This window comes from Oerskovia gallyi (assembly GCF_014836745.1).
Classification (GTDB): domain Bacteria; phylum Actinomycetota; class Actinomycetes; order Actinomycetales; family Cellulomonadaceae; genus Oerskovia; species Oerskovia paurometabola.
Map to the genome: position 1 here is coordinate 16,053 of NZ_JACSQE010000002.1, position 12,411 is coordinate 28,463.

The 12,411-nt window shown below is 73.6% G+C and carries 8 protein-coding genes; 2 read left to right on the top strand and 6 right to left on the bottom strand.

Annotated features, from left to right (window positions below; all coding sequences use genetic code 11):
- From H9640_RS02510 to H9640_RS02525, 4 genes are all read right to left on the bottom strand, one after another.
- Window positions 1-2,616: a helix-turn-helix transcriptional regulator gene (locus tag H9640_RS02510; protein WP_191789183.1), complete on the bottom strand. Its 2,616-nt coding sequence runs from the start codon at window positions 2,614-2,616 to the stop codon at window positions 1-3.
- 292 nt (window positions 2,617-2,908) lie between these two features.
- Window positions 2,909-3,934: a hypothetical protein gene (locus H9640_RS02515; RefSeq protein ID WP_191789184.1), complete on the bottom strand. Its 1,026-nt coding sequence runs from the start codon at window positions 3,932-3,934 to the stop codon at window positions 2,909-2,911.
- A 163-nt stretch (window positions 3,935-4,097) separates the two neighbouring features.
- Entirely contained in the window at window positions 4,098-4,568 is a 471-nt protein-coding gene (locus H9640_RS02520) for a pyridoxamine 5'-phosphate oxidase family protein (protein ID WP_191789185.1), read from the bottom strand.
- A gap of 179 nt (window positions 4,569-4,747) precedes the next feature.
- Window positions 4,748-5,395, bottom strand: a complete 648-nt coding sequence (locus H9640_RS02525; RefSeq protein WP_400274867.1) for a mycothiol-dependent nitroreductase Rv2466c family protein — start codon at window positions 5,393-5,395, stop codon at window positions 4,748-4,750.
- A gap of 202 nt (window positions 5,396-5,597) precedes the next feature.
- On the opposite strand from H9640_RS02525, the gene pepN reads away from it, so the two are divergent.
- Window positions 5,598-8,159 carry an aminopeptidase N gene (pepN, locus tag H9640_RS02530; protein WP_191789186.1) on the top strand — a complete coding sequence of 854 codons (2,562 nt, stop codon included), beginning with the start codon at window positions 5,598-5,600 and terminating at the stop codon, window positions 8,157-8,159.
- Window positions 8,160-8,256: 97 nt separating this feature from the next.
- On the opposite strand, the gene malQ is transcribed toward pepN, so the two are convergent.
- Window positions 8,257-10,446: a 4-alpha-glucanotransferase gene (gene malQ / locus H9640_RS02535; protein WP_191789187.1), complete on the bottom strand. Its 2,190-nt coding sequence runs from the start codon at window positions 10,444-10,446 to the stop codon at window positions 8,257-8,259.
- A gap of 217 nt (window positions 10,447-10,663) precedes the next feature.
- Here malQ and H9640_RS02540 point away from each other — a divergent pair, with 217 nt between their 5' ends.
- A complete protein-coding gene (locus tag H9640_RS02540; RefSeq protein ID WP_191789188.1) occupies window positions 10,664-11,881 on the top strand; it encodes a mechanosensitive ion channel family protein in 1,218 nt (405 codons plus the stop codon).
- Window positions 11,882-11,893: 12 nt separating this feature from the next.
- Here the strand turns inward: H9640_RS02540 and H9640_RS02545 are convergent, their stop codons facing one another.
- A complete protein-coding gene (locus H9640_RS02545) occupies window positions 11,894-12,406 on the bottom strand; it encodes a PTS sugar transporter subunit IIA (RefSeq protein ID WP_191789189.1) in 513 nt (170 codons plus the stop codon).
- Between the last annotated feature and the right edge of the window lie 5 nt (window positions 12,407-12,411).

The window sequence follows — 12,411 nt, forward strand, 5'->3', positions numbered from 1 at the left end:
TCAGCGCCGGCCGCACGTGAGCCAGGTGCGCGCCGCGCGCGCCAGCCCTTCGCGACCGTCCGCACCGACCTTGTGGCTGGCGCTGAAGACGTGGTTCTCGACCGTGCGGACGCTGAGCACCATGCGTGCGGCGATCTCCGGCAGCGAGTACCCGCGGGCGACGAGCACGGCCACCTCGCGCTCGCGCACCGTGAGGTTCACCGCGCGGTCGAGCGGCGCGAACAGCCCGCACAGGTCTCGCCCGCGCAGGCCCGCCTGGCTCCAGGCGGAGTCCGCGTGCTCGAGCGCGGCCCGCGCCTCGCCCGCCTCGAGCAGGAGGACGGACCGGGCGACCGCGGTCCGCACGGCGAACTGGCGCAGACCTGCGCGGTTCAGCGCCGACTCCTGCACGGCGAGCTGCTTCTCGTCGGCCGACGCGATCGCGACGGCGTAGTCGGCGAGGCGGCTGAGCAGGGGCGCGTCGCAGGTCGCCGCCATCGCGGACACCTGGGCGGCCCGTCCGGCCGACGGTGACCGCTCGACGGCGCGCACGCCGGCCGTCACCGCGGCGGCGAGGAACCCGGCCTCGGCCCGCTCCAGGGCGACCTGCCAGATCGCGTCCGCGGCCGCGTCGTCGTCGGGGTCGTGCACGAGCGCCGAGAGCAGGTCCGCGGACATCCACGGGTGCGGGCCGCGGGGGCCGCGCAGGGCCGAGGCCTGTAGGGCCGTGGTGCGGGCGTAGTCCCGCCTGCCCTGCCACTCGGCCGCGTTCGCGGCGAAGGTCAGCAGCGCCGCCTGGACGTGCGGCAGGTGCCGTGGCGCCGTGCCGAGCGCGAGGACCGACGACGTGAGCTCGTCGAGCTCCACGACCCTCCCCTGCAGCTGCATGCCGTAGCCGGCGACGTACGCGTGCTCGTGCAGCGCCTCCGGTGCCAGGTCGCGGCGGGCGCGTTCGACCCCGGCCAGGGCGTCGTCGACGGCGCCGCGCACGTCGCAGGCCAGCACCCTGGACAGGGCGCGCAGCGAGGCGACGTGCTCCCGGCGCCCGTCCACGTCGGGGACGGCGTCGAGCAGCTCGTCGGCGCGGGCCGGGCGTCCCGCGGCGAGCGCGGCCTCGGCCCGGCTCACGAGGAGGGCCGCGCGGGCGACGGGCTCGTCGTCGGCGGGAGGTGCTGCGGCGTCGAGCGCGGCGGCGGGCACGTCGCCCACCAGGAGGCTGACGTCGATCGCCGCCGCGTCGAGCAGGCTCTCGCAGCCCGGCAGCGTGCCCCGGTGCTGGTCGACCTCGTCCAGGGCTCCGGCGGCCGTGCCGGACGACAGGGCGCGGTGGGTCGCGGTCCACGCCACGAGCCGGGCGCGGTCGAGCGCGGAGCCCCCGGAGGACGTGCCCTGCAGCACGGCCTCCACCTCGTGGTGGGCTCCCGTGGTGAGGACGACCGACTCCAGGAGCGCGACCGCCGCCGCGGGCGTCGCGTGCCTCTCCCAGGCATCCCGTCGGGCGACGCGCTCGGCGGTCCAGTGCTGGGCGAGGAGGCGTGCCTCGAGCGGGCCCCCTGCTACCTCCGCGCCCCGGTCCACGTGCACCACGGGGACGACGTGCCTGTCTACCTCGGCGAGCCGGTCCCGGGCCAGGAGGTTGCGCATGGTCGCCCCCTCGTGGGTGATGAACTCTGCGACGAGCGGCGGGAACACGCCCACGACCGGCTCGTCGCCGTCGGCCAGGACCTGCAGCAGCCCGGCGTCGTCGAGCGACGCGAGGGTGTCGGGCGCCACCATGCGCTGTGCCGTGCGCAGTGGCAGGGTCCCGGCGCAGGACAGCAGGGTCACGGCGTCGAGCCCGGCGTCGTCGATGTCGGTGAGGAACGGCTCGACGGACTGGGACATCGCCGTCGTCCACAGGCTGTCCCGCGTGACCCAGAGCCCGTCGCGCTGGACGATCCGGTTCTCCCGGCGACCCGTGTCGACGACGGCCGCGACGAGTCCTGGCAGCCCTCCGGACTTCGCCGCGACGCGCGCGACCGTGGCCGGGTCGACGGCGCCGCCGAGCAGGTCGTGGACGAGGGTGTGGACCCCCTCGAACCGCAGCGGGGAGAGGGTGACGCGTGCTCCTGGCTGCAGCTCGGCCGTCAGGGCGCTCGTGCCCGGCTGGCGGCGGCCGCCGGGACGGGACGTGGTGAGCACGGGCGTCCGGGCGCGCGAGTGGACGGCGACGATCGCGCCGACCGTCGTGGGGTCCAGGTCGTCGGCGTCGTCGATGACGAGCACGGAAGGGCGCGCGGACAGCAGGACCTCGAGGGATCCGACGGCGGAGCTGAGGGCCGGCAGCTGCCCGGGGGTGGCGGCGATCTGCACCCCTGCGACGGCGAGCGCGCTCAGCGGACGGTCCTGCAGCGCGCGCACCCCGCAGATGCGGGTCACCGAGGCTCCGCCCGCGTTGAGCCTCTCGACGACGCGGCGCACGAGAGCCGATCGACCCGAGGACCGCATGCCGACCACGTTGACGTTGGTGCCGTCGCGCAGGTATCCGAGCACCTGCTCGAGATGGCGGGCGTGGAGCACGACGTCGTCCTTGGTGGGACGGACCGGCGAGGGTTCTGGGTGGGTCGCGGGGGCGGACCCGGGAACGGGCTTGGGCATGTGGGGCGTCTCCCTCCGCCCTCCATTCTGCCTACCGTTGCGGCGGGTGGGCCAAGAGACCGGTGCGTGGTCGGTTCGTGTCCGCGGGCGGCGGCCCTGTGGTCCGTTCACCCTGCCCGACGGCGTCGCTCCCCCGGGTGCGTCGCTCGCCCGGGCGCGCACCTGGGTGTCCGACGCCGTCGGGCGGGCGAGGGCGGTCGCGCGGGCGAAGGGACCGGCGGCCGCGGGAGCAAGCCCTCCCGGACCTGCTCCCGCGTGCTCAGCCCTGCTCGGGGAGGCTCACCGCCCCCGCTCAGAACGAGGAGAGCCCGGCCTTCGCCACGTTGAACCCCTTGCCGGTCTCGCTGTCGGAGCAGCGCATGCCCGTCTTCGAGCTCGTGCAGGTGAACGAGCCGACGGTCTTGCTCTGGTCGTAGTCGAGCACCGCGACGTCGTCCCCGGCCTTCTTCGGCTGGTCCGCGGTCGGGACGCAGGGGATCTCGACGCCGCCCGAGGTGAGCGTCACCAGGTATCCCGTGGTGCCGGTGCACCCGTCCACCGGTGCCGGCTGGGTCGCGAGCTCGGCGATACCGCACGAGACGCCCTGCTCGCCGATCGTGCACGTGATGTTCCGGCTGGGGCTCGTCACGGACTCGCCCGTGACCGCGACGGGGCCAGGGTTCTCGACCGGGGCGTCGGGTGCCTGCGCGGGCGCCTCGGCGGACGTACCCGGCGCGTCGGCCGCGTCCTGGCCCGACGCGCCCCCCGCGAGGTTGATCGCGAACGCGATCACGATGCCGACGAGGATCACGTCGACCGCGATGAAGGCGATCCACCCGGGACTGAGGCGACGCCTGCCGCTGCCCGGGCGTCCGCCCGAGCCGCCGCCCGGGGCCGACGGCTGCTCGGCGTAGGCGGGCTGGTAGGCCTGCTGCGGCGGCTGCTGCGCGGCGTACTGCGGCTGGGCCGCGTACTGCGTCGGCTGCTGGGCCGCGTACTGCGCCGGCTGCTGCGGGGCGTACGCCGGCTCGGGGGCGGCCGACTGCGCCTGGTAGGCGCCCTGCTGGCCGCCGCCGGGCGCGAACGCGGGCGGCGGTTGATACGCGGGCGGCGGCGCCTGGTACGCGGGCTGGGCCGGCGGCTGCTGGTAGGCGGGCGGCTGATAGGCGGGCTGCGCCGGCTGGTACGCCGTGGCCTGCTGGTCGGGGGCTGTCGGCACCGGGGGCAACGGGCTCGCCGACGGCGTCACGGGCTGCTGCGACCTGGGCTGGAAGACCGGAGGCTGCTGGGCAGGCTCGGAGTGCGGGGGCGGCGGAGGCACGGGGGCGTTGCCGGACATCACAGCTCCTCAGGGGACTCGGACCCCGCATTTTCGGGGCAGAAGTACGCAGCATTGCACGGCCGTCCCGCCGCGGTCGAACTGCGAACGTGTCCGATCGGTCCCGTATGCCCCCGACGCGAGGTCGGTTCCCCAGGGGCCGCGCGGCCGGCCTGCCTCTGCGTCAGTCCCGCTGCTCCACGACCTGCACCCCGGCGCCCGGACGCCACGTCTCGACCCGCGTCGCGTCGCCCTCGACCGTCGTGAGCACGACCCGGGACAGGTCGAGCCAGAAGAGCTGGAACGGCTCGGTTCCGCCCGTCGCGGCCAGGACCGCGGACCGGCCCGGGTCGTCCTTCGGAGCGCTGCGGACCGTCCCGTCGACCTTGACGTCCCCGTCGGTCCGCGAGCCGTCGCCGGGGTTCGAGTGGAGCACGAACCGCGGGTCGACGAGCAGGTCCATCGACCTGCCCGAGCGTGACGTGGAGCCGACCCACACGTCGTCCTGCCAGAACCCGACCTCGGTACCGCTGACCCGCGGGGAGCCGGTGAGCGTCCGTGTCGCCAGGACGTGCCGACCAGCGGCCTCGAAGCGGGAGCGCACACGCGCGGCGAGGTCGGGGGCGTCGTCGACGAGCTGCTTCCAGGAGGCCATGGCGTCGATCCTTCCACGGCCCGTCGGGTCCGGTGCACGTGCCCCGGCTCGTCCGGTCGCCCCGGCAGCCTCCCCCGACGCGGTCGCCCAGGCGCACGGACGGCGCACCCTCGCGCACGAGCGAGGATGCGCCGTCGGGCGGGAAGCCCAGCGCGGCCGCTACGGCCGGGTGTTGCCCGTCAGTCGAAGACCGGGCCCTGCGTGCGCGTGCGCTTGAGCTCGAAGAAGCCGGGCGTCGAGGCGACCAGGACGCACCCGTCCCACAGCCGTCCGGCGTCCTCGCCCTTGGGCGCGGGCGTCACGACCGGGCCGAAGAACGCGACGTCGCCGAACGCGACGACGGGCGTACCCACGTCCTCGCCCACGCGCGAGATGCCCTCGGCGTGCGAGGCGCGCAGCTCGGCGTCGTAGCGGTCGCTCGTCGCGTGCTCGGCGAGCGACGCGGGCAGGCCGACCTCGGCGAGCGCCTCGGCGATCACGGCGTCGAAGTCGCTGCGCCCGCCCGGGTGCAGGCGCGTGCCGATCGCGTCGTAGAGGGGCTTGACGACCTCGTCACCGTGCTCCTGCTGCGCCGCGACCACGACCCGGACGGGGCCCCAGCCGCGCTCCATGAGGTCCTGGTACTTCTCGGGCAGCTCGCGGCCCTCGTTGAGGACCGACAGGCTCATGACGTGCCAGCGCACGCTCACGTCGCGGACCGCGGAGACCTCGTCCATCCACCGGCTCGTCATCCAGGCCCAGGGACACAGCGGGTCGAACCAGAAGTCGGCGGTGCGCACGGGCGCGTCGTTCTCGTGCAGGTCTCGCGCGGTGTCCGACGTCGTCACAGCAGTCACGGGGCAGGTCTCCTCAGCGGGTGGGAAGGTCCGGAGGGGGTGCGGGCCCGCTCCCCCGGAGCCTCAACACGCCCGACGACCCCGACATTCCGACCGGCAGGACGGTGCGTCAATCACGGCGACCGGCGGGGCGCCCCGTGGGAGAATCGACGCGGCCCACCCGGCCAGCCCGATCCGTACTGAGGAGATGTTTGTGCCCGGAGAGAACCTCACCCGCGCCGAAGCCGCCGAGCGCGCCGGTGTCGTCACCGTCCGTTCCTACGAGGTCGCCCTCGACCTCACGACCGGACCCACGACGTTCGGCTCGACCACGGTGGTGCGGTTCGCCGCGACCGCCGGGGCGAGCACCTTCATCGACCTGATCGCGCCGACGGTGCGCGAGGTCGTGCTCAACGGCGAGGAGCTCGACGTCGCCCGCGTCTTCGCCGACTCCCGCATCCAGCTCGACGGTCTCGCCGCGGAGAACGAGCTCCGCGTCGTCGCGGACGCCGCGTACACCAACTCGGGCGAGGGCCTGCACCGCTTCGTCGACCCGGTCGACGGCGAGGTCTACCTGTACAGCCAGTTCGAGGTCCCCGACTCGCGCCGCGTGTTCGCCGCGTTCGAGCAGCCCGACCTCAAGGCAACGTTCCAGTTCACCGTCACGGCCCCCTCGGCCTGGCAGGTCGTGTCGAACTCCCCGACGCCCGAGCCCGTCCCCGCGACGCACGCCACGGACCCCGCGGTCGACGCCTCGACGTGGACGTTCGAGCCCACGCAGGTCATCTCGACCTACATCACCGCGATCGTCGCGGGCCCCTACGTCGTCGAGCGCTCCGAGCTGACCTCGTCGGACGGCCGCGTGATCCCGCTCGGCGTGTTCGCGCGCAAGTCCCTCGCGCCCCACCTCGACGCCGACTACATCTTCGAGAAGACCCGCCAGGGCTTCGCGTTCTTCGAGGAGAAGTTCGACTACCCGTACCCGTTCGCGAAGTACGACCAGCTCTTCGTCCCCGAGTTCAACGCCGGGGCCATGGAGAACGCGGGCGCCGTGACGTTCACCGAGACGTACGTCTTCCGCTCCAAGGTGACGGACGCGATCAAGGAACGTCGGGTCGTGACGGTCCTGCACGAGCTCGCGCACATGTGGTTCGGCGACCTGGTCACCATGAAGTGGTGGAACGACCTGTGGCTCAACGAGTCCTTCGCGGAGTGGGCGTCGACGCTCGCGACCGCCGAGGCCACCGAGTGGCACGAGGCCTGGACGACGTTCGCGGCCATGGAGAAGTCCTGGGCCTACCGCCAGGACCAGCTCCCCTCCACGCACCCGATCGTCGCGACCATCAACGACCTCGAGGACGTGCAGGTCAACTTCGACGGCATCACCTACGCCAAGGGCGGCTCGGTCCTCAAGCAGCTCGTGGCCTGGGTCGGCATCGACGCGTTCATGGCCGGTGTGGCGCAGTACTTCAAGAAGCACGAGTACAAGAACACCGAGCTCACGGACCTGCTCACCGAGCTCGAGGCCACGAGCGGTCGCGAGCTCGGCTCGTGGGCGCGGCTGTGGCTCGAGACCGCGGGCGTCAACACGCTGCGCCCCGAGATCGAGCTCGACGCGCACGGACGCATCGTGTCGTTCGCGGTGCTCCAGGAGGCGCCGGCCGACTACCCGACGATCCGCCCCCACCGCCTCGCGATCGGCTTCTACAACGTGGTCGACGGGAACCTGGTGCGCGAGCACCGCGTCGAGATCGACGTCGACGGCGAGCGCACCGAGGTCCCCGGGCTCGCGGGGCTCGACCGCCCGCAGCTGGTCCTGCTCAACGACGACGACCTCGCGTACGCCAAGATCCGTCTCGACGAGGCGTCGCTCGCGGTCGCGGTCGAGCACCTCGCCGACATCACGGACCCGCTCGCACGCTCGCTCGTGTGGGGCTCGGTGTGGGACGCGACGCGCGACGGCGAGACGCCCGCGAGCGAGTACGTGCGCCTGGTCCTGGGCAACATCGCCAGCGAGACCGAGTCGACGACGATCCGCACGACGCTCAACCAGCTCGCGCTGGCCGCGAAGTCCTACGTGACGCCCGGCAAGCAGGCGGCGACGCTCGCGGTCGTCGGCGACGAGCTGTGGCGTCTCGCGCAGTCGGCCCAGGCCGGCACGGACTCCCAGTTCCAGTTCGTGAAGTTCTTCGCGCACCTCGCCTCGACGCCGGCCCACGCCGACGCGCTGCGCGGGCTGCTCGACGGCTCCCTCGCCCTGGACGGCCTCGAGATCGACACCGACCTGCGCTGGGAGATCCTCGAGGGCCTCGTCCTCCTGGGTCGTGCGGACCAGGCCGAGGTCGACGCCGCGCTCGCGCAGGACCACACGGCCACGGGTCAGCAGTCCGCGGCCCGCGCGACCGCGACCGCGCCCACGACCGAGGCCAAGCTCGCCGCGTTCGCGTCCCTCGTGGACTCGGACGAGGCGCCCAACGCGATCGTGCGCGCCACGACGCAGGGCTTCCAGCACGTCAACGACCCTGCGGTCCTGGCGCCCCTGGTCGAGAAGTACTTCTCCTCGTTGACCACGCTGTGGGCCGAGCGGAGCTACCACATCGCCGAGACGCTCGTCGTGGGCCTCTACCCCGCGCCGCTCGCGAACGCCGATCTGCGCGACGCGACGCAGGCCTGGCTCGACGCCCACACCGACGCGGCCCCGGCGCTGCGACGCCTGGTCGTCGAGAACCTCGCGGGCGTGGAGCGGGCGCTCACCGCGCAGGGCGCGGACTCCTGACGCACTGACGCACTGACGAACGGCGGACGCCGGGGTGGAGGGACGGTTCCCTCCACCCCGGCGTCCGCCGTCTCCGCTGTCGACCGCTGGCCGAGGTCTACCTCGGCGGAGAAGACATCGACTCCCGCATGACCTTCGCGAGCGAGAGCAGCCGGGCGTTGTCGAAGAGGTCCTCGAGCAGCACCACGTTTCCCGACGAGTCCCCCAGCGGCACCTTCCAGTTGGGGTACTCCTGGTCCGTCCCCGGCTGGTTCTGCGTGCGACGCTCCCCCACCGCGTCGGCGAGCGATACGCCGACCAGCACGGCGGGCGTCTGGGCGATCAGGACGTGCAGCGCCTCGACGAGCTCGCGCTCGGACGGGTCCTCACCGATCAGCCCGCGCTCGGCGAGGAGCGCGACCATGCCGTCGCGTTCCGCACGCGCCGCCTGGCGGACCTGCATCGCCGACTCGGTGAGCAGGCCCAGCCGTTCGCGCAGGTCGACGTGCTCGCCCGCGAGGTAGCCCGCGGTCGGCGGCAGGTCGTGCGTCGTGACCGTGGCCAGCGCGAGTCGGCGGTACGCCTCAGGGGCGAGCGGGCGGCCGCCCTCGCCCTTCTCGAACCACAGCACCGAGGTGCCGAGGATGCCACGCTCGGCCAGGTAGTCGCGGACCCAGGGCTCGTACACCCCGAGGTCCTCGCCGATCACCAGCGCACCGGCGCGCTGGGCCTCGAGGCACAGGATGCCCACGAGCGCCTCGTGGTCGTAGCGGACGTAGGCTCCGGCGTCGGCGCGCGCCGCGCCCGGGATCCACCAGAGCCGGAACAGGCCGATGACGTGGTCGACCCGGACCGCGCCCGCGTGCCGCAGCACGGTACGGAGCAGGTCGCGGAAGGGGGCGTACCCGGCACGAGCCAGAGCACGGGGGTCCCACGGCGGCTGCGACCAGTTCTGGCCCTGCTGGTTGTACATGTCGGGCGGTGCGCCGACCGTCACGCCGCCCGCGAGGACGTCGTGGTGCGCCCAGGCGTCGGCCCCGTGCGGGTGCACGCCGACCGCGAGGTCGTGCATGATCCCGATCGACATGCCGGCGTCGAGGGCCGTGCGCTGCGCGACCTCGAGCTGCTCGTCGGCGACCCACTGGAGCCAGCAGTAGAACTCGACCTGGTCGTCGAGCTGCTCGCGCAGCGCGGCGATCGCGGGCGACGACGGGTCGAGCGCCTGCGGTGGCCAGTCGCGGTCGCCGAAGTGGTCGGCGAGCGTGCACCAGGTCGCGAAGTCCTCGAGCCCCTTGCCCTGCTCGGCGCGGAACGCGTCGAACGCCGCCTGGCGAGCGGTCGACCGGGGCGCCGCGAACACGACCTCGAGGGCGGCCTTCTTGGCCTCCCACGCGGCGTCGCGGTCGATCGGGCCGGCGTCGGCGCTCAGGTCACGGACCGGGTCGAACGCCCACTCGACGAGCGAACGGTCCGCCGCGGACAGGTAGCCCGTCTCGCGCACGTCCTCGACCCGGATGTACAGCGGGTTCACGAAGCGCCTGCTCGTCGGCAGGTACGGGGACGGGGTCATGGGAGTGCGGGGTTCGGCCGCGGCCAACGGGTTGACGAGGACGAAGTCGGCCCCCGCCCGGTGCGCGCCGAGCCAGGCGAGGTCCGCGAGGTCCGCGAGGTCCCCGACGCCCCAGGACGCCTTGGACCGCACCGAGTAGAGCTGGGCCATGAGCCCCCACGCCCGCCGCTCGCGCACGACCTCGGGCAGCTCGAGCCGCTGCGGTGTCACGACGAGGGTGGCCCGCGCCTGCGTGCCCTCGCTCGCCGCGTGGATCTCGTGCCAGCCCAGCGGGAGGTCTGCCGGGACCGCGAACGTCGCCCGCCCGATCGCCCGCCCGTCGACCGTGCGGGGCTCGACGTACGCGTCGACCTGCGCCAGCGCGCGGCGCTCCCGCACCGCGGGGGCCGTCGACCGGTAGCCCGGACCCTCGACGGGCTCGAGCTCTGCCCACACCTCGACCGACGCGCCGTCCGCGACGTGCACCGGGAACCGCACCTCGTCGCCCTGTCGCACCACGACCGTCGGGGGCAGCATCTGCCGCCACTCGTCGTCGACCGAGTGCTCGAGGCTCACGGCGACCTTCTCGGGGGACGACGCCGGCACGCCCAGCGCCTCGAGCACCGCGACGAGCGTCTGCGCGCTCACCTGGCGCTGCGTGCCGTCGAAGCCCCAGAAGTCGGGCGCGACGCCATGGGCCGCGGCCAGCTGGACCAGCGGTTCGGGCACGTCGGCCGTGACATGTTGTGGAACGCTCACGAGGGTGATCCTGCCAGAGCGCGGGGGCGACGGCAGACCTTGGGCGCGGTGTGGCGCGCGTGGTCGCCAGGTTCAGCCCCTCGAGCACGTGCGCACACCGCCCGCCCACCCTCCACACAGGCCCTCCGCAGGACCCGCCCGCCGGCTCCCGGTGAGGCTCGTCACGTGCGGCGAGAGACGCCGTCGGGGGGCGCGTCGGGGCGGGTAGCCTGCCCAGATGGCTTCTCCGACCCCGTCCCCCACAGACCTCGGCGACCAGATCGCCGGACAGGCCAACGTCTGGCTCGAGTGGTTCCTCGGCACCCCCCTGAGGATCATCCTCATCGTCGTGATCGGTTCGATCCTGCTCGCGATCCTTCGCCGACTGATCAACCGCGTCGCCGAGCACATCGCCGACGGCACGCCCCTGACCGAGCGGCGCGGCATGAAGGGTCTCAAGGGCCTCAGCCAGTCCGCGGTGGGCAACGTCCTGCTGCGCGCCAACCCGCTCGCGAACGCCCGTCGCGCCCAGCGGGCCCGCACGATCGGCTCGGTGCTGCGCTCGACCGCCAACATCCTCGTGGGGACCACGATCGTCCTCATGGTCCTGACCGAGCTGGGCATGAACATCGCCCCGTTCCTCGCGTCGGCCGGGATCGTGGGCGTGGCCCTGGGCTTCGGTGCGCAGAGCCTCGTCAAGGACTTCCTGTCGGGCACGTTCATGCTGCTGGAGGACCAGTACGGCGTGGGCGACTCGGTCGACTTCGGGGTCGTGTCCGGGACGGTCGAGGAGGTCGCGCTGCGCGTCACCAAGGTCCGCGACGGCGACGGCACCCTCTGGTACATCCGCAACGGCGAGATCCTGCGCACGGGCAACAAGTCGCAGGAGTGGGGCCGCGCCTCGGCCGAGGTGCACGTCGCGTACTTCGCGGACCTCGCCCAGGTCGAGCGGGTGCTGCGCGAGTCCGGCGAGGCGGTCGCCGCGGACCCCGTGCTCGGCACCTACCTCCTGGAGCAGCCGGCCGTGTCCGGCATCGAGTCCATGACGCCCGAGGAGATGGTCCTCAAGGTCTCGGTCAAGACCCAGGCGTCGATGCAGGGCGAGATCTCCCGCGCGCTGCGCACGACCGTCCGCGAGCGCCTCGCCGCAGCCGACGTGCCGCTGGCCGGGGCCGAGCGTCCGGCTGTCGCCGACGAGGCTCCCTCGTTGGCGGCCCCGTTGGCGGCCCCGGTGGCGGCCGCGGCGCCCGGACCGGCCCAGGTGCCTGCCCACGGCACTCCCCCGGTGCCCGCCGGGTCCGTCGCCCGAGACGCGGTGAACAACCGCGACACCGCACAGAACCAGGACTCCCTGCAGGCTCGTGACGCGGTGCAGCCGAAGGACGAGGTGCAGGTCAAGGACTCGGTCCAGACCCGCGACACGCTGCGGGACGACCCCTCGCAGTCCGACCGGTAGCCTGCTCGGTCGTCAGGTCCAGGACAGGACGGGTTCTCCGGCGCCGACCGTCCGGCCGGGTTCGACCAGCAGCGTCAGGAGCGACGGGTCGCCCTGGAGGGCGATGACCGAGCAGAGGGTCGAGAGCCCCAGCGCGGCCACGCGCGGCGGCTCCCAGGAGAGCAGGGTCGTACCGGCCTCCACCCGGTCTCCGGGTTCGACGTGGAGCTGGAAGCCCTCTCCCCCGAGCCTCACGGTGTCGATGCCCAGGTGGACGAGGATCGTGCGTCCGCCCGAGGCCTCGAGCGCGAAGGCGTGCGGGAAGAGGGAACCGACCGTGCCCGCGGCGGGGGCCACGACGGTCGCGATGCCGTCTGGGTCCACCGCGGGTTCGATCGCGAGGCCGGGCCCCGCGAAGGACTGCGCGAACACGGGGTCAGGGACGTCGGCCAGAGCCACGACCGTGCCGCTCAGCGGTGCTCCGACGCGCAGGACCGGCTCGTCGGTCGACGAGCCGGCCCTCGCGGGAGGAACGGTCGGTGGCATCTGCT